Origin of the sequence: Moraxella sp. CTOTU46934 (assembly GCF_031979465.1) — a bacterium.
Classification (GTDB): Bacteria; Pseudomonadota; Gammaproteobacteria; order Pseudomonadales; family Moraxellaceae; genus Faucicola; species Faucicola tetraodonis.
Genome location: NZ_DALZEG010000003.1, coordinates 1 through 24,693, shown reverse-complemented (window position 1 = coordinate 24,693; position 24,693 = coordinate 1). Strand labels below are relative to the sequence as shown.

The 24,693-nt window shown below is 37.2% G+C and carries 19 protein-coding genes, 1 tRNA gene and 1 pseudogene; 3 read left to right on the top strand and 18 right to left on the bottom strand.

What is annotated here, in order from left to right:
• Window positions 1–48 precede the first annotated feature (48 nt).
• The 12 genes and pseudogenes from RTN07_RS03855 to RTN07_RS03800 all read right to left on the bottom strand — a co-directional run bounded on the left by RTN07_RS03855 (window position 49) and on the right by RTN07_RS03800 (window position 14,464).
• Complete coding sequence (locus RTN07_RS03855) at window positions 49–1,041, bottom strand: glycosyltransferase family 2 protein (RefSeq protein ID WP_312175878.1); 993 nt, start codon at window positions 1,039–1,041, stop codon at window positions 49–51.
• A 23-nt stretch (window positions 1,042–1,064) separates the two neighbouring features.
• A complete protein-coding gene (locus RTN07_RS03850) occupies window positions 1,065–2,201 on the bottom strand; it encodes a polysaccharide pyruvyl transferase family protein (RefSeq protein ID WP_312175877.1) in 1,137 nt (378 codons plus the stop codon).
• A 1-nt stretch (window position 2,202) separates the two neighbouring features.
• A complete protein-coding gene (locus tag RTN07_RS03845) occupies window positions 2,203–3,537 on the bottom strand; it encodes a Coenzyme F420 hydrogenase/dehydrogenase, beta subunit C-terminal domain (RefSeq protein WP_312175875.1) in 1,335 nt (444 codons plus the stop codon).
• Window positions 3,534–5,051 (bottom strand): oligosaccharide flippase family protein, encoded by a 1,518-nt coding sequence (locus RTN07_RS03840; protein WP_312175874.1) that lies wholly within the window; start codon window positions 5,049–5,051, stop codon window positions 3,534–3,536. Before RTN07_RS03840 ends, RTN07_RS03845 begins: the two co-directional genes overlap by 4 nt.
• 43 nt (window positions 5,052–5,094) lie before the next feature.
• Window positions 5,095–5,774, bottom strand: a pseudogene (locus tag RTN07_RS03835) (IS1 family transposase).
• Window positions 5,775–5,811: 37 nt separating this feature from the next.
• Window positions 5,812–6,870 carry an NAD-dependent epimerase/dehydratase family protein gene (locus RTN07_RS03830; protein WP_312175871.1) on the bottom strand — a complete coding sequence of 353 codons (1,059 nt, stop codon included), beginning with the start codon at window positions 6,868–6,870 and terminating at the stop codon, window positions 5,812–5,814.
• 40 nt (window positions 6,871–6,910) lie between these two features.
• The gene (gene tviB, locus RTN07_RS03825) at window positions 6,911–8,185 is read right to left on the bottom strand and encodes a Vi polysaccharide biosynthesis UDP-N-acetylglucosamine C-6 dehydrogenase TviB (protein ID WP_312175869.1); all 1,275 of its coding nucleotides are present in this window, start codon (window positions 8,183–8,185) and stop codon (window positions 6,911–6,913) included.
• Between the two features lie 23 nt (window positions 8,186–8,208).
• Window positions 8,209–10,164 (bottom strand): polysaccharide biosynthesis protein, encoded by a 1,956-nt coding sequence (locus RTN07_RS03820; protein ID WP_312175867.1) that lies wholly within the window; start codon window positions 10,162–10,164, stop codon window positions 8,209–8,211.
• Window positions 10,165–10,218: 54 nt separating this feature from the next.
• Window positions 10,219–12,387, bottom strand: a complete 2,169-nt coding sequence (locus RTN07_RS03815; RefSeq protein WP_312175864.1) for a polysaccharide biosynthesis tyrosine autokinase — start codon at window positions 12,385–12,387, stop codon at window positions 10,219–10,221.
• A gap of 99 nt (window positions 12,388–12,486) precedes the next feature.
• Complete coding sequence (locus RTN07_RS03810; protein ID WP_312175863.1) at window positions 12,487–12,918, bottom strand: low molecular weight protein-tyrosine-phosphatase; 432 nt, start codon at window positions 12,916–12,918, stop codon at window positions 12,487–12,489.
• Between the two features lie 17 nt (window positions 12,919–12,935).
• The gene (locus RTN07_RS03805) at window positions 12,936–14,054 is read right to left on the bottom strand and encodes a polysaccharide biosynthesis/export family protein (protein WP_312175860.1); all 1,119 of its coding nucleotides are present in this window, start codon (window positions 14,052–14,054) and stop codon (window positions 12,936–12,938) included.
• Window positions 14,055–14,377: 323 nt separating this feature from the next.
• Window positions 14,378–14,464, bottom strand: a tRNA-Leu gene (locus tag RTN07_RS03800).
• Between the two features lie 241 nt (window positions 14,465–14,705).
• Here RTN07_RS03800 and modA point away from each other — a divergent pair.
• Window positions 14,706–15,647, top strand: coding sequence for a molybdate ABC transporter substrate-binding protein (modA, locus tag RTN07_RS03795; protein WP_312175858.1), 942 nt, complete (start codon window positions 14,706–14,708; stop codon window positions 15,645–15,647).
• Window positions 15,648–15,687: 40 nt separating this feature from the next.
• On the opposite strand, the gene RTN07_RS03790 is transcribed toward modA, so the two are convergent.
• The 4 genes from RTN07_RS03790 to RTN07_RS03775 form a co-directional block, all read right to left on the bottom strand.
• Window positions 15,688–16,107, bottom strand: coding sequence for an HIT family protein (locus RTN07_RS03790; protein WP_312175855.1), 420 nt, complete (start codon window positions 16,105–16,107; stop codon window positions 15,688–15,690).
• 70 nt (window positions 16,108–16,177) lie between these two features.
• A complete protein-coding gene (locus RTN07_RS03785) occupies window positions 16,178–17,536 on the bottom strand; it encodes a serine hydrolase domain-containing protein (RefSeq protein ID WP_312175853.1) in 1,359 nt (452 codons plus the stop codon).
• A gap of 103 nt (window positions 17,537–17,639) precedes the next feature.
• Window positions 17,640–18,536 (bottom strand): MaoC family dehydratase, encoded by an 897-nt coding sequence (locus RTN07_RS03780; protein ID WP_312175851.1) that lies wholly within the window; start codon window positions 18,534–18,536, stop codon window positions 17,640–17,642.
• Window positions 18,537–18,792: 256 nt separating this feature from the next.
• Window positions 18,793–20,175 carry a 3-oxoacyl-ACP reductase gene (locus RTN07_RS03775; RefSeq protein ID WP_312175849.1) on the bottom strand — a complete coding sequence of 461 codons (1,383 nt, stop codon included), beginning with the start codon at window positions 20,173–20,175 and terminating at the stop codon, window positions 18,793–18,795.
• Window positions 20,176–20,524: 349 nt separating this feature from the next.
• On the opposite strand from RTN07_RS03775, the gene RTN07_RS03770 reads away from it, so the two are divergent.
• On the top strand, window positions 20,525–21,838 hold the full coding sequence (locus RTN07_RS03770; RefSeq protein WP_095355327.1) for an acetyl-CoA C-acetyltransferase: 1,314 nt from the start codon (window positions 20,525–20,527) through the stop codon (window positions 21,836–21,838).
• A 118-nt stretch (window positions 21,839–21,956) separates the two neighbouring features.
• Here the strand turns inward: RTN07_RS03770 and RTN07_RS03765 are convergent, their stop codons facing one another.
• A complete protein-coding gene (locus tag RTN07_RS03765; RefSeq protein WP_036595824.1) occupies window positions 21,957–22,247 on the bottom strand; it encodes a YeaC family protein in 291 nt (96 codons plus the stop codon).
• Between the two features lie 253 nt (window positions 22,248–22,500).
• On the opposite strand from RTN07_RS03765, the gene RTN07_RS03760 reads away from it, so the two are divergent.
• Window positions 22,501–24,528 (top strand): Lnb N-terminal periplasmic domain-containing protein, encoded by a 2,028-nt coding sequence (locus tag RTN07_RS03760; protein WP_312175845.1) that lies wholly within the window; start codon window positions 22,501–22,503, stop codon window positions 24,526–24,528.
• A 13-nt stretch (window positions 24,529–24,541) separates the two neighbouring features.
• Here the strand turns inward: RTN07_RS03760 and RTN07_RS03755 are convergent.
• Window positions 24,542–24,693, bottom strand: a 152-nt coding sequence (locus RTN07_RS03755) for a zinc ribbon domain-containing protein (protein WP_312176201.1), incomplete at its 5' end; no start/stop codon positions are given.

The window sequence follows — 24,693 nt, the reverse complement described above, 5'->3', positions numbered from 1 at the left end:
TAAAATTAATAAGATTTTCTAAAAAGTATAACCCTAGTATTTAAAGTATTAACTTTTACTAGAGTATTTTATCTTTAATAAAAAATTAAGCAAATTAAACATTCTTGAATTAAGCAAAAATATTATTAAATATTGCCCTTTACTATCTACATTCCACTTCCACTTAGTGCATGTCGTAAAAAAATTACTTTCAGCAATTCGTTTAAGTTCTTTTTTTCTTTCATTCTCAGGTAAATACATAATATTATTAATTAACCAAGGCAAAATATGTCCTAGATAGTATTTAGATATGTCTAATTTTATAACACTATCTAAACTCTCATGTACCTTAAGTCTATTCTCAAAATGATACTCCATATTTTCGAGTAATCCATTTTTATAACTAGGACTAGATAGTGAGCCTAAATTTTCATAATAAGAGTATAAAATCTCTGGTATTTGCTTAATTACACTAGAATTTTTTACTACTTGTAAATTAAATATAGTATCTTCCCCAAGTCGTATTCTTGAATCAAAACGAATATTTTTTATCAAGCTATTTTTATATATTTTAGTACATGAATACCAAAATAAAAGCTTCTCATTAAATACATCTGAAAGTTTATCTTTTACATTCATACAAGTTTTTTCTTCGGGAGTAAAAAAATTGAATTTTCCTTCCCTTAATACTTTTTCATATCCAAATAATATTAAATCTGGCTTTCCATAAATTGCCTTTTGTAGAGATTGGAAAAAAAATGGTTTAACTGTATCATCACAATCTACAAACCCGATATAATCACCTATTGCTACATCTAAACCAAAATTTCTAGCTGCAGAAGGTCCCTGATTATGTTGATAATAGTATTTGATAAAGTCATACTTTTTGTTAAATTCTTTAATAATATCTCTAGAGTTATCAATTGAGCCATCATCAACCAATATTAGCTCAATAGAAAAGTTATCAACTTTTTCAAAAGCACTTATAATACTATTTAAGCACCTTTGAATAAATTCTTCACCATTATAGACAGGAATAATTACACTCAAAATCTTAGACACAATCTCATCCTATTCACTAAATATTAAATTAATGAATTTTCCAAATACTTAATTGATTTCATTTTCAACTTGCTCAATTTTTTATTAACCAAATGATAATCAATTTCTTCAAAAAGCAAATCATTAGAAATTTCAGAAATTTCATATACCATTCTACTAGCCAACCCTAATTGTTCAAGTAAAGATTCAAATCTTGAGGCTCCTCTCTCATTATTTACAATTGATATAAATGGTTTATTAAAAATAATTGAGAATACTGTTCCATGGAAAGAATCAGTAATAATAAAATCCGCCTCATAAAATGATTTTATCCAATTTTCAATGGATGGATAGATATAAGATTCATAATTCTTGATAAATAAATTATTTTTAACTTTATTTTTAGGTTGGTTTGTGCAAATATCTTTATTCATTTTTTTTGCTATTTTTTCAATTGCTTCTTTCTTTTTATTATCATTATCCAAAACATATGTAAATATTTTCCCTTTATTACAACTAACTTTATCACTTATTGACAACAATTCTAAATAATCTCTAGGTTCTAATAAAAGTGTTGGGTCTAAAGTATGTTGTACTTCTATATTTAAAAATTCATTACAAATACCTACAGCTGATACTTCTCGTACAGAAATAGCATCAAATTTATGTATAAGTTTTTGAATCTCTATGGTCTTTTCTTTATTAAACTGCCAATTATCTATACCAAAAGAAGCAGAATAAGCTACTTTTTTAATTTTTTCGTTATCATCGAGAAAATCCAAGAAAAAGCTTTCAATTCTTGGGGAGTAAGCGACTCGCCAAACTTGATCACTTCCTACTACTACAGCATCGAATTTTTTTTCTTTAAAATAGCCTTTTAGATCATTTACTGAATAGATAATTTTAGAACACTTCATGTATATTTTTATAAATCTTTTATGTTCTATTCTAATTAGATTTAACTCTTTTTCAAAAAAAGGATAGATCTTATTTTTACCTAAAATTCTATTTTTTATAATCGATAAAATTTTTTTTACATCAGAAATTTGATTATATTGATAATTAATTATCTCTACATCATAACCTTTTTTGGTTAAGAGTTTTTGTAAAGCAAATGCTTGAAGCGTACCACCAAAATTAGTGATAAGTGGTTGAGTTAGAATAGCAATTTTTTTAGTCATTTTAAATACTCTTACCTAAAAGAATCTTTTTCAATTTATTTACACGATGATTCCATATAGTAAAAAACTTCAAATCTTCAAAATATGGCTTCATTTTCATTTTAAAATCTAAATTATCCCTAGTCTCTAACCAAATTTTTAGACTGTTTTGACGAGTTTTCAATCTTGATTTTTGAATGAAATTAAAGAAAATATTTTGTTTAGTTAAATATCTTTGCCGTTTTATAGGGAAATTTTTTCCAGATTTAATTGCATGCTCTACCCTATAAAGTAAACCTTTATGTCTATGATTAAAACTGCCATTTTGAGATAATAGTAGTTTTTCTTTATTTAACTTATCTAAATTAAGATGCTTTTTATCTAATCCATTTCTTATTAGATTTTCTGCTATTTCAGTTCTAGTAATTACAATACTGTTACCTAAACCACTTTTATCATAAGGATCAATCCAGGCATCACCTAGCGAAATGTCTGCCAATTCAGTTACTACATCATCACAAAAATCACATGCATTTGATTTAAATAAACCCGTTCCCCACATATCTCCTAAAGAACGCATCTCTACCATATGAATTCTTTTGGTTAATTTTTCTTCACAGGAAAACTTATAATCCAAGGCATAACTCTGCTCGTTTTTCACTCTATATTGAGCATGACTATATTCACTTTGACAACCCGCTTCTTGTGCTAAGTAATCTGTATAATACTTACTCTTTAATCCCCCACAAATAATTCCTACCACAAATTTTATTTTTTCTTTTAATTCTGGATTATATATTTGCTTCAAACGTATTGCTTTAACAAAACAGGCAACCCCAGAAACTGCAACTGTCCCATCTATTTCTGAAATTTCTTGAAATAGCTTCTCTAGAGTTACAGGGGTATATCTTGTTTTTGATATTTGAGTAATTTCTTTAAGGTTAGAAAAGAATTGATAAGCATATTGCCCATCGACCTCCTTAACAATGAATAAATTATCTACTAATTTATTCTCTAACAATGTTTTGAATATATATGTTGCCATTCCACCAGATGAAGATGTTTCACGAAATTCCTTACTATATCCTGCATAGAGTTCATAATAATATCCAATTTTATCGTAATATTGATTTTCTGGTTGTTTTAGAAACATCAATCCTAATTCATCCTCATTTTTTTGCTGTAGTGCAAAAGGACATACTTTTATCATTTTATCTTGAGTTGAATTTTGACCTAGTGAAGGTACAAGAAATCCCTCATTATTCCATACCATTTTTGCCTGATGACTTTTATCTTCAGAAATACAAGCTCCACAACCCGTACACAAATTATTTTCAACAATAGAATTGATACTCATTTTAAGTAACCTTTTATCTTATTTTGAATAAATTGTCTTTCTGCAGATGAAAGACCGAATAAAATGATACTGATCACTACAATTAATACTGTAATAACTGATGATATAAAAAATGCAATCATTTGATAATGTATTTCAAAATTTTTATTGAAAAACCATAAAAAGATTCCAGAACTACATACTACAGAAAGTACTTTAACTAAAACTGATTTTATATATATTAATATACTGAAATTAGTTAGTTGGCTTAAAAAATACAATCTTAATCCTAGGCTTATAAAAGACATTAACAATGCTATCCAATATATAACCCAAGGATCAGATAAAAATTTTAATGCTAAATAAGATAGAGGAAGGTTCATAAAGACTGAAATACTCACTACAACTTGGTATATTTTTATTTTTCCTGTTGCTTGTATTCCTGTCATTAGTGTTCCTGAAAGACTATCTATCAGCATGACAAATAGCGCTAACTCTATAAAGTTTACTAAGTACTGTGGTATTTCATGGAGCCATAATTCTAATAAATACTGAAGATTAAATATGATTGGTAAAATAACAACTAGGCAAAAAAAGAAACTAAATTTTGATCCAATATTAATTAATACCCTAGTACGTTCATAATTTTCTTCAGCATAACTTTTGTATATTTGTGGATTAATAGCTGTTGTAACTGAATTTATTAAACTTAGAATAACTCCATTTATTGTATTTGTAAGAGCATATACTGTATTTACAGCCACCCCAAAAAATAAATTTAATAAAATATTGATGCCTTGCAATTTGGCCACCGATGCAAAATTACCAAAAATATTCCAAGATGAATAAAAGAATATCTCTTTTAATAGTGAAACATTTTCAATCTTAAAAACAGTATTTTGATTAAGTTTCTTCCAACAATACAATATATACACAATACAAGTTAACAAACTAGAAAAAACATATAATAGTGCATATTTAACCAATAAAGGATCTGATAGCAAATATAAAATATAAACAATTAAAAGTTTAATTATCCCATTTAATAAAGATATTTGAGCATAAAAAGACATTTTTTCTCTAGCTAATATCAATGCACTAAATGGTGATTGAAAAATAGTAATAAATACAGAAACTATAGCTAAATTAAAAACAAAATAGGAGGCTTCTTTATATTCTAGATTAATAGATAGCAATCTATTCAAAATAAAATCTCTAGAAAAAAATAGACTTAAACATACTATTATCCCTATTAATAAATGTAAAACCAAAATGTTTGACCATACTTCATTTGATTTTTTTTGATCTTTATTGCCAATATAGTAAGCTAAATACCTTTGACTTGATGAAATCATCGCACCATTGATAAATGTGAATAAAGTAGCTACTCCAAATACTAAATTAAATAAACCATAATCTTCAATACCTAGTAATCTAAGCACTTCTCGGACTGTGAATAAGCCAATTACACTTAATATTAGTGTACGAAAGATTAGATATGAAGTATTTTTTAAAATTACAGTGTTCTTTGACATATTAATTTATTCGGCTGTGGTTTGAAAAGTATGCTCACTAGGCTCAGCCATAATTGACATAGTGAAACAGTAAATCAAAGGCTTTAAAATGGTTTGTTAGCTTTTTCGAAAAACAGCAAGTCTTTCAAAATACTCGCCTAAGTGTTTGCCTAAAGCGATTGTTATTACCTTCAGTATCAACCTTATGGCGTTTACCCACCTTCTTAAAATCAAAGGCGGTTAAAAAGCTATCGCAGTTATCACAGCAGATATAGCCAACATCAACGCCCATTTCTTCAAGATTTTCTCGTAATTCTCTAGCTGTCTTTAGATTACGTTTGCCCCATACAAAAGCGAAAATCTCACTGGTATCGGGATCATAGGCATAGACGAACCATACCTTGTTCTTCTTATCCCCTACATACGTCCAAAACTCATCGACTTGCAGTTTTCGGTAATAGCGTCGTTTAGGTTTTATCTCATGATTGGCGTTAACTAAGACGCTTAATACCTTGTATTTGCTAACTTTCTTAACGACAACAATACTATCCCCCGTACTAGCATCAAACGTATCTTGTCAGCAATATCGCTTTTACAGCCTCGGTAGCTTAAATCTGTTCCATGGATGAATTGTCGATGAGAGTCTTTGCCTTGGTAGTTCTGCTTGTCATAGATTTTCCAGCCGTTTTTCTTTATACTAAAAACAAGACAGCTTGGAAAGCTGATTGTAATTTGTGTCTTCATAACCTCAAATTAAGATCTTTTTCTCAAGCTGTCTTTTTTATTTACACTTCAGCATACTTTTCAAACCACTACCATTTATTTTAGCTACATACCAATTTACTGCTTTCTTTATCCCTATACTTATTGTGTGACTTGGTTGATAATCTAGATTCAATTTAATTTTCTCAATACTAGCCTGAGAATGTCGAACATCCCCTACACGAAAATCACGATATACAGGTTCTTTCGTATAAGTCACATCATTTTCATTTAACGCAGCTTTAATGGTATTAAACAAATCATTAAGAGTAGTACGATCCCCCACTGCCACATTATAAACTTGATTTTTAGCTTCATCATTTTGCGTAGTGGCTGCCAGAATATTGGCCTGAACCGTGTTTTCAATAAAACAGAAATCACGACTGGTTCCACCATCACCATTAATGAATACATCATCACCGGCAATCATCGCTGCTGTCCATTTTGGAATGACTGCAGCATAGGCCCCATTCGGGTCCTGACGCTTGCCGAAGACATTGAAGTAACGCAAACCTATGGTTTTAAAACCATAAGTTCGGGCAAAGACTTCAGCATACAGCTCATTTACATATTTCGTGACCGCATACGGCGACAATGGTTTGCCAACGTTTTCCTCTACTTTAGGTAATGCAGGGTGATCGCCATAGGTAGAACTACTGGCAGCATACGTAAAATTAGATACTTCAGCATCACGGGCTGCCACCAACATATTCAAAAAACCTGTAATATTTGTACTATTTGTCATAATAGGATCTGCAATAGAGCGTGGTACAGACCCTAAAGCAGCTTGATGCAAGACGTAGTCTACACCCGCACATGCTTTTTGACAATCCTCAAAATTACGAATGTCGCCTTCATAGAACTTAAAATTTGCCCATTGGTCTGTACTCACTAAATTTTGTACTTCGTCCAAATTATGCTGGTGACCTGTAGCAAAGTTATCTAAACCCACAACCTTCTGATTCAGCTTCAGTAAAGTTTCTAATAAGTTTGAGCCAATAAAACCCGCCACGCCTGTTACTAGCCAAGTTTTAGGTGCGTGTTGTAATTGCTCACATACTGTTTGATATTGACTCATAAACTTGTCATTCCTTATTTTTTATTTAACCACGCTTTACTTAAAGTCGAATATCGGCTTCTTTAGCATCTAGCACATATTTTAAATCATAGAGTACATGCGTGGGTTTACCCAAAGCACGAATTTGCGCTGCACCCATCTGTTTAAACTGCTCATGTGCCACCGCTAAAATAATCGCATCATAGCTATTTTCACTTACAGACTCTACAGGACGAATTCCATATTCTTGCTCGGCTTCCTGCACATCTACCCAAGGGTCATATACATCAACATCAATTTGATATTCTTTGAGTTCAGTCACAATATCAATAATTTTAGTATTACGAATATCTGGGCAATTTTCTTTAAAACTTAAGCCCAAAACTAGAACTTTAGCGCCTTCCACCTGAATTTTCTGTTTAATCATGCCTTTAACTAGCTGAGTCACCACGTAAGCCCCCATACCATCATTTAAACGACGACCCGCTAAAATAATTTCAGGATGATAACCAATAGACTGTGCTTTATGGGTCAAATAATATGGATCTACCCCAATACAGTGTCCCCCGACCAAGCCAGGGCGGAAAGGTAGAAAATTCCACTTGGTTCCCGCAGCCTGTAACACGGCTTCAGTATCAATACCCAACTTATTAAAAATAACAGCCAGTTCATTAATTAAAGCAATATTCACATCACGCTGGGTATTTTCAATGACCTTGGCAGCTTCAGCCACTTTTATGCTCGCGGCTTTATGTGTGCCTGCTTCAATCACCAAGTTATAAACTTGGTCTACAAAATCTGCCACTTCCGGGGTAGAGCCTGAAGTAATTTTTAGAATATTGGTTACACGGTGTAGCTTATCGCCTGGGTTAATCCGTTCGGGGCTATAGCCTGCAAAAAAGTCCTGATTAAACTTTAAGCCTGACTCTTGTTCCAAAACTGGAATACAACTTTCTTCAGTCGCACCTGGGTAAACGGTAGACTCATATACCACAACATCGCCTTTTTTTAAGACTTTCCCAATACTGGTAGACGCTTTAATGAGCGGGGTCAAATCTGGTTGTTTAAACTCATCAATTGGGGTTGGCACCGTTACAATAAAAAAATTGCAGTTGCTTAAGTCATCTAAATTAGCTGAATAGCTTAAATGTGTCGCTTGTTTGAGTTCTTCTGGCGACACTTCTAAGGTGTGATCTTGCCCATTTTGTAATTCTTGTATGCGCTTTTGATGAATATCAAAACCTATTACCGGTATTTTTTTTCCAAATTCAACTGCCAAAGGTAACCCCACATAACCTAAACCAATAATGGCAATTTTTAAATTCTCAAGCTTCATAAGATCCCTTAATATTTTAGATGTTAATGTAGTTCATCTTTTATACTATCATTAATTTTTGGAGTAAGTTTAGGATAACCTTCCACAAAATACGCAAACCTCTCAAGCAACCAGTAACTATCACGCTCATGTTTATTTTGTTCAAGCAATTGCTGGATAAACATTTCAAGTTCAGCTAAATTAAAGCTACGCTCATGCGCTTTCATAATACGGCTATGCCCTGTTTGCTCTATGTTATCCCCACCGATAATAAGTTCTTCATACAGTTTTTCACCAGGGCGTAACCCAACAAATTCAATAGCAATGCCTTCATTAGGGTCAGTATCCTCTCCTTTAACCACATGACCACTCAGGCGTATCATACGCTTTGCTAAATCTACGATTTTAACTGACTCACCCATGTCCAGGACAAATACTTCGCCTCCTTCAGCCATTGCGCCTGCCTGAATTACAAGCTGAGCAGCTTCAGGAATAGTCATAAAATAGCGAGTTACATCAGGGTGAGTCACAGTAAGAGGACCGCCTGCCGCTAGCTGTCGGTTAAATAAAGGCACGACCGATCCAGAAGAGCCTAATACATTGCCAAATCGTACCATACTGATAGTCGTAATCGTTTGACTAGCTGCTAACGCTTGACAAGCCAATTCTGCCATGCGTTTGGTAGCGCCCATGACATTGGTAGGTCGAACCGCTTTGTCTGTGGAAATCGCTACAAAGGTGCGGACTTGAGTATTAATAGCGGCTTGCAGTGCTCGATATGTACCGATAAAGTTATTAATTGCACCCTCGTACTGGTTTGATTCTACAATTGGCACATGTTTATAGGCCGCCGCATGATAGATGGTCTCCACTTGATACTTTTTACAGAGATTTTCAAGTAACCTTTGGTTTGTAACACTACCTAAATGTGCATGCAAAGCAATGTTTAATCCTGATTGACTTTCAATCACATTTACCAATTCTTGTTGAATAGAGTACAAGGCAAATTCAGATAATTCAAATAATATCAGCTCTTTGGGCTGCTGTTTAATAATTTGACGACATAGTTCACTGCCTATCGACCCACCTGCACCCGTCACCATTACTACTTTACCCATAATATCTTTTTGTAATAATTGTTGATTAGGGGCAACTGTCTCACGCTGCAATACATCCAGAACATCTACTGGCTTTATATCTGATAATTGTAACTTACCGCTAGTAATGTCATCTAGACTTGGAATTTGGCTAATCTGAACTGGTACATCCTCAAGACTATGGATGATATTATCTTTAAGAGGTTTTAACTCATTAGGCAATGCCAAAAACAAATGCTTAATCTCAAGATTTTTTATGAGTTCGCGTAGTTTCTCTTTGGGATAAACCTTTACTCCAAGTATTCGGGAACCCGCTAATGTTTTTCGCTCATCAATAATAGCTACAATCTGATATTTCCTTGATTGTTGTAGGACATGAAGTAAATCTTTGGTGATATTACCCACGCCATAGACTAGAACATTTTGAGATTCCTTAGGATGTTTAGTCTCGTAGAGTATGTTATTAACTAAAAATTGTATAATAATTCGACTAATCCATAGCCACATATATAGCAAAAATACATGAATTGCAGGGGCTGCTCTAGGTATGTCAGGCAATTCATCAGAATATATCAGGATTTGCCCTACTAACATACAAACCAACAAAACAGTCAGCACGACACGCATACTTTGGTCTTGGAAAACACGTAGTACGTTACTGTAAAAATGCGTTAAAGCTAATATTACAATAGGTAACGATGCAAACAATACGACAGTTATTGGGTTGACATGCGGTTCAAAATCTCCATACCGTAGGGCAATTGCTATGAGTAAAGTAAATATAGATGCAACTAAATCTAATAAGATTAAGCCAATTATTTTAATCCATCTAGGTTGCTCTATCGCATTAGACAAAATTTTAAAAATTATTGACTGATTAGAGTTACTTACTCTATTCTTCATTTTGATATCTCAAAGGGTCATGTATATTAAATTCAATTGGAAGATTTTTCATGTCTAGTTTTTTGATTTATAATCATAACCATAATGATAATTGTACGCCCCGATTAGAGACTGCTTAGCATCATTAAAGATAATACCTTCAACATTCACGTTGGACTTGTTTAATCTTTCAATCGCATAATTAACTTGTCGAACACTGGAAACGTCATAACGAGTGACGAATAAGACTGAATCAACTAACTGTCCTATGGATAACGTATCTGAAGTGCCCAATACTGGAGAAGTATCAATAATAATATAATCATAGAATTGTCGATAAAAATTGAGTAATGCTTCCATTTTTCCATTTAAGAACAATTCTGAAGCGTGGCTATGCCCTTTGCCTCTGGGTATAAAATGCAGATTTTCATATAGCGTGGTTTGAATCATATAGCTGCTATTAGCCGCATCAATCGTATCATCAACCAAATAATCGACCAATCCATTAATATTTGGCAAATTAAATCGATCTTGTAGATGGCCTAACCTAGTATCCGCGTCTATTAACAAGACTTTCTTATTTGCCATAGCCATAGCGACCGCAAGATTGGCAGAAATAAATGATTTACCAATATCAGGTCCCGCGCCCGTAATTAATAAAATATCACAATCAGTTTTTTTAGCATTGAATATCAGATGAGTTCTGAGTGATTTAAAACCTTCACTCACCACTCCCTCAGGTTCGATTTTCTCAACTAATGGAAACTTTCTAGCCTTGTTCTTTAATTGTCGTGTTAAACGCGATGAATGAGGAATGACACCAATAACCGGAATATCCGTATTGTTCTCTAATTCTTCTAAATTTTTCACGCCTGCGAATAGCAATGATTTTAACAATGCTAATCCAATACCTAACATCAAACCTAAGAATGTAGTCAGTAAAACTACTTGCGCTTTCTTAGGGGCAATTGGCACATAAGTGTTAATGGGTAAATCAATAATTCTTACATTACCTAATTGACCTGATTTTACAATTTGAAGCTGCTCATAATTTTTGAGCATATTTAAATAAATTTCATTGCTAATCTTAACGTCACTTGATAACTCTAAAAACTGACGTTGAACCTCTGGAATACGTGTAATATTTTGTTTTAGAGCCTCTTCTTTGTCTTTTAGCTCTTGTATTTGCATATTTAATTGCTTTAATACCGGATATTCATCCGTATAGCGTTCGGATAATTCGGCTCGTTTTAGCTCAAGCTCACGCAGGTTGGTTTCAATGGTCGCTCTTTGTGTGACAGCCAATTCCGCTTCTTTATCAATATCAACTGTCGCATTTTGCTCACGAAATTTATTAAATTGTGCTTCCGCTTCGGCAAGTTTTGATTTGAGTTTAGGCAGTTGCTCTTGCATAAATGCCAGGGTTTTGGTCGTTTCCGCGCTACTTTTATCAAGATTTTGCGTTTCATACATTTTAACGATGCGCGTTAATGTATGGGTGATTTCATCTTGATTAGCACCTGTAAGTGAAGCGTCTAAAATGCCTGTTTGTTTACCTTTTTCAGCCACCGCAAGATTTGCTCTCAGATTATCTATCGCCCTAGCCGGTGTAAGTTTACTCAAGTTATAAGAATAACCCGGGGCTAATGAGGTGACTTGAATATCAATATTACCCGCACTCGTTTTGAAACGCGATGCGGTTGCAACTTTACCGGTAAACTCAGCGCCATCAGGCGAAATCAGTTTAAAATTTTGGCTGTCAATTGCTGTCAACACGAAATTCTTGTTTTGATAAGCTAATGGTACATTAAATTCAGCTATCCAAAGCCCCACCTTTAAGTTACCCACACCATTGTCTGTATGACTAACTAGAACACTTTTCTTGGTAAGTAATTTGTCTAAAAAACTGTCTTTAAGTTGATTGACCGCTAAATCCAAATGCAATTGGTTAATGACAGGCCACAGAATCATGCGAGAATTGATGATTTCTACTTCCGTTTGTGCAGAACCATCTTGAGCGTTTAGAAGACCGGCAACATCCGCGCCTAATGCAGAGACGCCTGAGGATTTTTTGTCAACTTGAATCAATGAGTTTGTTTTATAGATAGGCGTTGCCGATTGCGCATAATAGAGACCGCCTAATAAACCAAGTAACAGCATTGATAAAATTAATTTCCAATGATTTAACAAAGTTGCGATTAATGCTCTTAAATCAATTTCATCATCATTTACTTTCTGATCCATGCTTACTCACTTGATGCTAAACTACGATAAATACATTTTAATTGTTACAGAATAAATAAATCTTGCTGATAATTTCGCAAAATTTGCTAGCTTTAGAAGTTAAGCTAATTTATCCTTCCAACTTTCTACGGCTTTACTGAGCACTGCTCGACTTTCATAAAATTTTTCAATGGGTAGTTTATAAGGATCGGCTACATTTTCATTTATCCAGTGACCAATCCGATATACTTTCCCACGTTGGCTTGAGTAATTTTGTTTTATCCAACTCTCTTGATCTTTGGACATACACAGTACTAAATCAAAGGTTTGCATCAATTCTTGGGTAAGCTGCTGCGCGCGATGACTACGAATGTCAACATCCCATTCATCCATGGCTTGAATGGCTTTTTCATCGGCCCCTTCGCCCACTAATGCACTTAATCCCGCTGATTTCACGGTTAGATTAGGGTGCTGTTGCTGTAATAGCGCTTCACCGATGGGGCTGCGGCAGATATTACCGACGCATATGACTAAAATTTTTTTAAATGACATCGTTAATTTCCATCCGGCTAAAAGCTTCTAGCAATATTTGTAATTGAATAGGATGGTAATATTTGACTGATTATACGATTCCAACGTACTAGCCCTGTCGGGTCTACATACACGACATCCCCAGGCTGCAATTTGAACCGATTTGCGACCGAAAAATTTGTAATGGAGGTTAAATCAATATGATAGATATTCGACTCGTTTTGATAATTATTTTCTCTTAATATGTATACCTTTTTGGCATTTGCAGAGGTAGGCACCATACCGTTGGCTTCCCCAATCGCGCTAATCAAACTTAACCCATTATCAGGAATTTGGATAGTACTGGGTTTAGTAAACTCACCCATTACCGTGACTTTATGATTGGTTATATCGCCAACTTTAATAGTATCGCCATTTCTCAAATATAGAGAATTTGGAGAGTATCCAGCATTTTGTAGGGATTTAAAACCAAAGTTATAGACTCTGCCGTCGCGTATGAGTTGAATATTATTGGTATCTGAGGTATTAATGGTACCGCCTGCCATACTGATGGCGGTATAAAGATTGACGGGCTGATCTGCAATGTCATATTGCCCAGGCGATTTTACTTGCCCATCAATATAAAATTTATTACCGCGGTAGGAAAGTACACGAACTTGTGGATCTGGATGTTTAAGATAACGAGATAAACGGCTAGCTATTTGGTTGGTGAGTTGTGAAACTGTTAACCCTTCAGCTTTCACTCGCCCTATCATGGGAAACTGCAAAAAACCACTCTGGTCGACCAGGTAGCCATTGGCATAAATATTATTCCCTGTGGATTGCACGACAGGTGTGATTTCAGGATATCCTGGTAAGAATATTTCAACCACATCGCCTTTTGCAATTGTAGTATAGGTTGCAGCGGATTTTGAGACAGGCGGAAAAGAGATCGTTCTCGGCCCTAATAGATTAGGTACTGGAATGTTATTTGCGGTTAATTCGGTCACATTAAAACGAATGCCATTATCTGCTACAAATGACACGGGTTGGTCGGATACTGTCGATTCAGGCAATTTACCAACATTCATACCGCTAATAATTGCTGTTTTAGAGCTGCATCCAGTAAGTGAAAGTGCAAAGATGATAGGAGATAATTTTATAAGCTTTGCTAACATGTGACAATCTCGTGAGATAAAAGGCTCGTAGAATAAAAGGCAAAATCTAACAGTTCTAATCAATATTGTGCGTAATTGTAATAAAAGTTTAATGCTACCCGCTTGTAAATTTTGTAAATTTAAGTAAGTGATATAGCCATTATGACCTATCAATTTATAATATTAACTATTGAGAAAAGCGTTAACTCTTATTTTCAATAATGTTTAATCCATTATAGCATTATAGATTTGCTTGATAAACAATTAAAAATAATACCTTAATCATTCTTTTATACGGCAATTTTAACTCAAAAAAAAAGCTCCCGTAATTAGGAGCTTTAATTTGGTACCAGTGGTCGGACTCGAACCGACACGCTTTTAAAGGCAACGGATTTTGAATCCGTCGTGTCTACCAATTTCACCACACTGGCATAGATGGCTATAGCTTTTCAGTTTATCTGTAATCGGCTATGTGGGGTGGTATTTTAGCAACTTTATTTTTTTTTGCAACAACTATTTTAATTATTTCTGTTTCAAAACAAAAAACACGTAAAAAATAATTTTTCAATAAAATCGATACGTTTTTTACACACTCACTTACTACTTTATATAGTATTCTTGCCCGCCACTTAATCATAATATCGCTAAAACTAGGGTAAAATTTGTTAATTTATGACTTTTAATCAACCTGCTTCGATCTTTTTTAATAGGATGCTATGTATTATCACAGCATTAATGGCGGGTTGTAATTCTTCAAATAACAATCAGAATTCTACGGCGGCCAATAACCAATCTACCAAAGAAACTACCAAAGCTATTTCAAACAATGCACCTATTGCCTCTTCACCTAAAGCGATTGAAAATCTACATATAGCCGCTTTTTCCAATCTTCGCATGGTATTGCCTATCTTGGTATCAGATTTTAACCACAATTATCCGAATATAAAGATTCAAATTACCTTTGAGCCCAATGCTGCGCTGTATGATAAGGTCAATGCCAATCCTCAAAGTTTTGATATTTATTTAGCGGGTAATCAGAGTTATCCAAAGCAAATGCTTGCCAGTGTTAAGGGTGTTAAATCATCGCCTTTTACTTATACCCGGGGTCAGCTAGTGCTTTATAGTCATAAATACCCCATGGACATTAGCCCTACAACCACGCTTGATCAGTTGATGCTCGACAATCAACCCTTTAGTTTAGCGATAGCCAATCCAGAGAATTTAGCTTATGGGGTGGCAGCAGAAGCTTGGTTGGTCAATCAGAATCTTTATAATAATATCAAGCCTAAGATTGTTTATACCAAGAATTTAGATGAAACTTTTGCATTAACCGATAGTGGGAAAGCAGATTTTGGATTTGTGAGTCTGTCACAAGTATTGAATAAACCCAATAACATTGCCCTGCAAAATGTGAATACGCTAACCAATAACTATTTAATACTACCTAAAAATAGTTATCCGCCAATTCTGCAAGATGGGATAATTTTGAATCACCCTGAAACCAGTCAAATTTTTGTGGATTATCTTAAATCAGCAAAAGCACAAGATGTGTTAACCGATGCGGGGTTTTTGCCGATTTGCACTTCGACAACCATCTTACCTGCTTGCAAATAAGTGATTAGATTTTAACCATCCGCTACTTGCAAGTGGCAAATTAATTGGTGATTGCTGATTTTAATTGACTAGCCAGCGCTGCTAGACGCTCATGATCGCCTTGTCGATCTTCATGCAATCCAAGATGATAGATACTGCTTGGAATCAAATGAACGTGGTAATGAAATACCGATTGTCCTGCCTCTGCATTATTTAACTGCATCTGCACAATACCTTGGCGGTTAAATATCTTGCGCTGCGCTGCCATGACTTTTTGCGCGGTGCTGAAAACTGACACAATATACTCTACTGGCATATCCGACAATTCAACGGCTTCACATTTTGGAATGACTAAAACATGCCCTTCTGCCATTGGCATGATATCCATGAAGGCAAGCGTTTTGTCATCTTCATAAACTTTATGGCTAGGAATCTCACCACGAAGAATTTTGGCAAAAATATTTTGAGTGTCATACGGCATTGATTACATTCCTTTTACTGTTTAAATAAGGCTAAAAAACGAGACTAAGAAAAAAGCCTTAGCAATTAGGCTAAGCAAAAAAATCTAATATGGTTTCATTCAAGATAAATTGGCGATCATCACCCAGCATAGTGACATCATAATTATGTACAAAGCTCACTGCTAATGCGCGACTGGGATCACACCAAGCCATTGACCCATTATATCCCATATGTCCAAATGCATCAGACACATCATGGAACAGACTAAACACACGATGGTAACCGAGTCGCCACGCCATTACCGCTGGCATGATTTTGTCAAATTGCTGATTATGAATGGTTGAAAGCGCCTTAAAAACAGCAGAACTGATTAACGTTTTACCTTGCCAAACACCGCGATTTGCAAGCATGGCGTAGACTGTAGCCAACGCTAGCGCACTAGCCACACCATTTGCGGCAGGAATTTTTGCCTGTAGCGTGACAGGGTGATAATAATTAAATTGTCTGCTACCGATGGGTACCAGTGCCGACTTATAGTCTTCAATATTGATATTAGCAGGTTGAAAATACAGCGCGTTAATGGCCTGCGTCGTCAAAGGACTGTCTGATTGAGACAATGTTAACCAAGCTGGGTAAAAAGGCAGGGATTGATAAAATTGTAGCGTTGAGTCAGTATCTTGAGTGAGTAAAGGCTTAATTTGAGTCTCTTTGGCACGTATTTGACCTGCCACCTGCTCGACTTTGTCTTTGGGTACCCCAAAGTAGGCTTGACCGACCAAATTAAGCGGTTGCAATAAATAATATTCTAGCGCTTGCTGCAGGGGCAATTGGGTTACTTTTTCAATCAGCCCACCCAATACCCAGCCTGATACCAAAGCACTATAAGCCGCACTAGAATCCGCATTGGAAGCCGCGCTGAATTCGGTTGATTGATTAACAGGCTGCTTCTTATTAGCTGAACTATTAGCTGAACTATGCGTATTAGTTGGATCATTTAATGCCATTTGCTCAACATTACTGAGCATCAGTTGCCAATCTAGCATATCTTTGGCATGTTCGGTAATACTGACAATATTAAATAATCCTGACTCGTGCGTTAGTATATCGCGCAAAGTGACGCTATCTTTGCCATTTTGGGCAAATGCTGGCCAATAACTCGCCAAGGTTTTGTCATACGCTAAAAGATTTTGACTCACTAAAAGATGAATCAACGTAACCAGTATGCCCTTGCCTGTCGAAAAATTCAGCGACAGGGTGGAGGGCTGCCAAGGGGTAATTTGCTGGTTAGTTTTATCAATATTTGCAATACCATGAGCCAATTGAGTGACCACTTTACCTTGATGAAAAATGACCAGACTGCATCCACCTACCTTTTGATTAAGATCAAATCGTGATAATAGTTGGGCTAGGTGTTGATTGAACGCTTGATAATCCATTAAATCCTTCATTGCTTCAATAGCATCCTAAAAAACACCATACAAAAACATCCTGCTAAAAAATAGCCGCTTAACATTGAACCTTTTAAATTTTTTTGCCGCTTTTTTATGGCTATTATTTAGCCTGCGCTTGGGTGATTTTCCCTATCAAATTGGCTTTTGGTGTGGCGGGATCATACACACCAAAATCCACCTGCTCGTCACGATTATCAAATTTTGCGATAAACTCCACTTCAGAGGGCAAAAAAATCGGCAATTTAAACGTCACATCACAGGTAAAGCTCTCTGGCAAATCACCCAACGCACCCAAGCATTTAGCTTTTGTCCACATACCATGGGCAATGGCTTTTGGAAAACCAAATGCCTTGGCGGATAAAGGATGCAAGTGAATCAGATTAAAATCCCCAGAGATAAACGCATAGCGACGCCCGATATCTTCAGGAATTTCCCAAAATTCATGCATATCATTACTATCAAGTGTGGGCTTGGCTTCTACTTGCGTCGTCGATGCTTTGTGAGTCGTTTTTTTGCTTTTTTGGCGTGATAAATACGTCGAAGTCCCTTCCCACACCAGCTCATCTTTTTCAAAAACTTTAGTCACAAAATCAAACTGCTTACCACGATCATGGTCGCGCAGGTTAGCAAAGCTCACCGCCATTTTAAAAATTGCGCTATCTTTAATGCGCCGATATTGGGTAACACTGTTTTGCACATGAATCAAGCCGAGCATGGCAAAGGGAAATGGCTCTTTGACCATCATGTTCATCTGTAACGACTGCGACAGCACCGCAAAATACGTCGGCGGCACGTAGCTATTGTTTTCAAAACCACAAATTCTGCGGTAATCGGCTAAGTTATCATGGTCGATTTCAAGCATATTGACGCTATAAGTAGCATTGGGCAGCACCGCATTGGCTGATTTGTCTTGGTCGCCGATGGGTAAAAAACTTTTGATAATATTGGCATAGGTGGTGTGCGGCTTTGGCAAACGACTAAAATTTTGGTCTGACATACAGACTGTCCTTACTTTTTTACTTTTTAAGCTTGAGCCAACAAAGGGCTGTTTGATTAGATAGTGTTCGGGTATATTCCATTACTTTTCATTACCGTCAGATCTCAAAATCTGAGAACTTAACTTATTATAATCGAATGTCACAATTTAATTGTTGATTTTTTGCATAAAGCTTAGTTTAAGTTTGACTTAGAAAAAATGATTAAAAAAATCAGTAGCGACATGCTCGATACTGATTTTTTCAGCCCGTCAATAATTACGCACCCAACACACTTTGACCACAGACGCGGACAATGTTGCCATTGACACCGCCCGATGCAGGGCAGGCTAGCCAAGCAATGGTCTCAGCCACATCAATCGGCAAACCGCCTTGGCTCATTGAGTTCATCCTGCGACCTGCTTCTCGAATCGCAAAAGGTATCGCAGCGGTCATTTGGGTTTCGATAAATCCTGGCGCTACCGCGTTGATGGTAATACCGTTCTTTAACGTAGGTGCAGTCGCTTGTACCGCGCCAATCACGCCAGCTTTGCTCATGGCATAATTGGTCTGTCCCAAATTGCCGGCAATACCACTAATCGATGATACACAGACGATTCTGGCGTTTTCATTGAAACTGTCATGACTGAGTAAATAATCATCAATTTTTTCTTCCGCATTGAGATTGACGTTCATGACGGCATCCCACATGCTATCATCCATTTTTGCCAAGGTCTTGTCACGGGTTATGCCTGCATTGTGGACAATACCATCTAAGCCGCCACGTTTGGCTGCCGCTGCCGCTATTTTTTCACCGGCATCGTCAGCTGTGATATCTAATGTTAAAGTAGAGCCACCTATCTCACCTGCTACTTTTTGCAAGTCCGATTGCTGCGCAGCCACATCCACACAGATAACGTGTGCACCATCACGCGATAATACTTTCGCGATGGCTTCGCCAATACCTCGGCTCGCGCCAGTCACTACCAGTGTTTTACCTTTTAAGGGCTTTTGCCAATCAACCGTGACTGGGTTGCCTTCACCCACTCTCACCACTTGCCCTGAGACATAAGCAGACCGCGGTGAGGCAAAGAAGCGAAGCGTAGATTCAAGGTTTTGCGCCGCATTTGGGTCTACATAGATAAGCTGGCTTGTGATACCGCGCTTAAACTCTTTACCGACGGATTTGACAAATCCTTCTAAAGCACGCTGGGCTGCTGCCTGTGCTATACTGGTACATTTTTCAGGTGGCAAACCAATGACGATAACGCGACCTGAGCGGTCAATCGAACGCGCAATCGGATGAAAGAAGTTATAAACTTGTTTCAGCTCATGGGTTGTGTTGATACCTGAAGCATCGAAAATAGCCACTTTAAAATACTGATTCGCGCCAAACTGCTCAGCGTCAATCTGTGCATTTTGTAAAGCATAACGCGCTGACTCATTGGGGTCTAGATAGACATCGGCTTGCACATTCGCTAATACTTTGGCGATGTCATTTGCTATGACAGCGTTTTCACTGACCCCAAAAATGACACTACCTGTCACAGGTGCTTGACCGTCTTTGTAACGCTCAAGGCTGATTGGCATCGGTAGCCCCAAATTTTGGGCAATCTTACGTCCCAATGGATTTTGGACAAATTCTGAATAATGGTCTGACATAAGGACTCCTTTGAAGAATTAGTTTTGCTTAGGCTATTAGATAAGGCTCAATTAAAAAGTAAGTTAAACACTCAATTAAATACAGCTGCTAAACCTATTTACTGTGTAAATTTTATACCAATCAAGCAGCCTTGAATAGTCATATCAAATAAAATTTTATTGGTTTTATTGATTTATATAAATTATCGTTATATATATACCTTTAGGCGATATTTTTGTCTAAGTTTTATGGTAACATCACTGCAACTTAAAAAGTTTAGTTATTTTTAAAAAATTTAGTTATTTTTAAAAAGTTATTTGGTTTAAGCTTAGCCAATTTTTTTAATTGATTGCTCAAAAGGACTTTTCTATGGACAATTTTCAACATCCCACTCACCAGCCTACTGGCAAAAAGGTCGCTATTTTAGGTGGCAACCGTATTCCGTTTGCCCGTTCAAATGGTCAATATGCCAATGTCAGCAACTCTGAAATGTTGACAGCTGCGCTTAACGGCTTGGTGGAACGCTATAACTTACAAGATAAACGCTTGGGTGAAGTTGTGGCGGGCGCGGTCATTAAATTAAGCCGTGATATCAATCTCACCCGTGAATGCGTGTTAAGTACGGCGTTAAGTCCGCAAACGCCTGCTTACGATGTGTCACAAGCGTGTGGCACTGGACTACAAGCGGCTTTCGCAGTGAGCAATAAAATCGCCTTGGGGCTGATTGATTCAGGGATTGCAGGCGGTGTTGACACCACTTCTGATGCCCCTTTAGGCATTGGTGATGGGCTGCGTAAAGCGCTGTTAAAACTTAATAATGCCAAAACCAATAAAGATCGCTTACAAGCGTTATTAAGCATTAATCCAAAAGACTTGATTGATGCACCGCAAAATGGTGAACCGCGTACTAAATTATCGATGGGTGACCACCAAGCCATCACCGCACTTGAATGGGCGATCACCCGTGAAGCGCAAGATGAGTTTACCTTTAATAGTCATAAAAACTTGGCGCGTGCGTACGATGAGGGTTTTTTTGATGATTTAATCACGCCATTTAAGGGTTTAACACGCGACAATAATCTACGTCCTGATATTTCGTTAGAAAAATTGGCGTCATTAAAACCTGTATTTGGTAAGAAAAATGCCAACCCAACCATGACGGCGGGCAACTCAACACCGTTGACCGATGGCGCATCTTGTGTGTTATTAGGGACAGATGAGTGGGCTGCAGCGAATGGATTAAAACCGCTTGCTTATCTCACCTACCAAGAAACCGCTGCGGTTGATTTTACAGGTAAAAAAGGCGTTAAAGAAGGCTTATTGATGGCACCTGCCTATGCTGTCCCACGTATGTTGGAACGTGCAGGATTGACGCTGCAAGACTTTGATTATTATGAAATTCATGAAGCATTTGCCTCACAGGTATTGTCTACACTTGCTGCATGGGAAGACGAAAGTTTTTGTAAAGAACGCTTAGGTCTTGATAAACCACTTGGCGCGATTGACCGCAGTAAACTCAACGTAAATGGCTCATCACTTGCTGCAGGCCATCCGTTTGCCGCAACCGGTGGTCGAATTCTTGCTAGCACCGCCAAACTACTCGATCAAAAAGGATCGGGTCGTGCGCTGATTTCTATCTGTGCTGCGGGCGGACAAGGTGTGGTCGCCATTTTAGAAAAATAATCAAGTAGCTAATACCAAGTACTTATACTTAAGTACTTATTATTCAAGTAACTGATAAATAAGTACTTAAAAAAATAGTGTAAAAAAGGCGAGATAATGAACTCGCCTTTTTTATCGCCTAACTAAATTTAATCGGTTTTTCACCGTCTTCGTCCTGCGGTTTATTTGGGTAGTGATGATCATGACCGATATCACAGTCTTCTGCCGCTTTTTTTGGACGATGAATATAGCCAGTGCGCTCTTCTACGCCCAAAAATTCATGCTCCCACACCATCACCGCTTGCATACAAGTTTGACGCTGTTCTTCCGTCAACTTTCGACCATCTTCCCATTTGCCAAGCGAAATCGCTTGACGAAATTTTTCAACAATTTCAGGCGTTAACGCTGATAATATCGCTTGTTTATCCATGACTGAATTGCCCTTATACCCTTCAATAAATCAGAATAGTTTAAAAAAATTTTGCTAAATAATTAAAAAATTATAGCAAATTAAGCGGATAAAATCTATTTGGCAAGTCGTCTTATAGCCGGCTAGCTGCCTACAATGATATGATTACAAATTGGGCAATATTAATTTGCACACAGATATTATATGCTTTGCTTATCAAAAGTTGTGAAAACTTACCTTATAAAAATTTACCTTATAAAAAAAGAGTACCCCTATGAACTCTCTCAAATACAGCTATCATCAACACGCTGTAACCCGTGTTTTTAATCAAAAGAAAACAGCTTTTAATCAAAAGCAGTTGGCTAAAGCAGTCTTTGTATTGAGCCTAATATCCGCTCAACATTATGCGTTCGCAGCGCCTGTGTCACATGTATCACCTGCGCCCGCTCAGCAATTTTCGTCAGATACAGCCCTATCTACGCCGACGCCTATTACCGCTACCCAAACGCTGCAAACGGCATTAACATCAGCCCATGAGCAAAATTTAGCTTCGCAAAAAGCATGGCTGCGGTTGTTGTATTATCCTGAAACAGTCACCACAAAACAGCCCTTTGAAAGTCGGGTCAACAATCGTTTTAATCCAAAAGCAAGCCAACGACAATTTTTTGCCAGCGCACAAGGCGCCAAAAATCCCCAAGCAGAACTTGATGAAATGCTCACACAGTTATTTCACCCAAGCGAAAAAAATAATGCCTCTGTCCAATGTCGCTTTCCCGCTCGTACACAGTGGCTCATTGAAAACTTAGCCATCGACACCTCAAGCATACCCAAGCAACATTGCGATGCGCTCGATTCATGGCTACAAAAAATCAATCCCCAATCCGTCTCATTAATTTTTGCCAGTGAGTATTTAGATAGCCCACCGTCTGCGTTTGCCCATAGTTTTTTGCGATTTGATAATGCCGACCTTAGTAATCAATACTATTTGAACTTCACCCCAAAAGTCACCGACGGTGAGCATTTTTTAAAATTTGCTTACAAATCCAGTATCGGTGGCAATGCGGGCGAATTTACCATGACCAATTATCAGCAAGGTATTAAAGAATATTTGCAAGATAATGGGCGCAACGTATGGCAATATCAGCTCAATCTCACCGATAAACAAGTTAAACAACTTGCCTATCGAACTTGGGAAATCAAAGACCAAAATTTGCCCTATTATCTGTTATCTGATAACTGCGCCTCTGAAATTTTGGTGTTACTAAACTCTATTTTTCCCGATAAAAATTTTTTAGTGAATAACTCCCCGATGGTTTCCCCCGCCCAAGTGGTACGCATGTTAAACAAAGAAAATTTGATTCGCGCTACCAATTTTAGTCCTTCAACACCGACTATTGTGCAAGCGCAATTAAACGCCCGCAACGCCGCAAATCATCCCAAGGCTTTTAACAATTCCCATCAAGACATAGCGTCAAGTCCTCAAATATTGCCTAGCCGCGACAATCCTGTACTGGCTAATCCTTTAAGTCGATTTGATATCGGGGTCAGCCAGCAGTCGTTTGACAGGGTCAGTGGACGACCTAAATTAGACAGCAACCAGGCTATCACTTTAAATTACCGCATGGTGTATCGTGATGCGTTGGATAAAATTGATGGCTATCCCATAGGCTCACAATTGACGGCATTGAGTATGGGTCTTAGCATCCATGATAACGTCGACCAGCAAGATAGCGTGCAACTTGAGCAGCTCGGATTATTTGATGTGCGCTCATTGCATCCGATTAATAGCGCAAAAAAAGGTATTTCATGGGGTGGTAATATTGGCTTACAGCGAGTCTTTGACGGTATCAAGGCTATTAACAGAGATGACCACAGCACTACAGACAATCATTTGGTCGCAAATATCAGCGGTGAATTTGGTAAAAGCGTGGCGATCGGTAGCGCCGCCCCAAACACAGGCGATATGCCCGCCAATATTTGCTATGGCTTGGGTACTATTGCAGCGCAGTTTGGTAAGGGCTTATATCATGGTTATCGTGCTGGGCTTGGCGTCAATATTGGGTGCAATGCAGAATTGCGTCAAAATTGGCGTGCGATATCAGAATTAACACTGCCATTTTGGATAAGTGGCGATAGCGATAATGAAAGCTATTGGCAGCCCAAACTCAGTATTGGTAGTCAATATGATATCAATCAAACCAATGCGATTCGGGTTACCGCTAGCCGTGAATGGTTGCCAAAGTCTGACAATATCGATAACGTTGATGAGGTTGCGCTAAAATGGCTACACTATTTTGATTGACTTCCTCCCCTCCCTATCGTTCGGGGATTCCTGCTCCCAGACGGTCAAGCCCGACCGCAAGAATGTTCCGACTGGCATTAATATCTCTATCATGCCGTGTGCCACACTTTGCACAAGTCCATTCTCTTATTCGCAAACCTGCTCTACCTTTCGGACTACTGGACA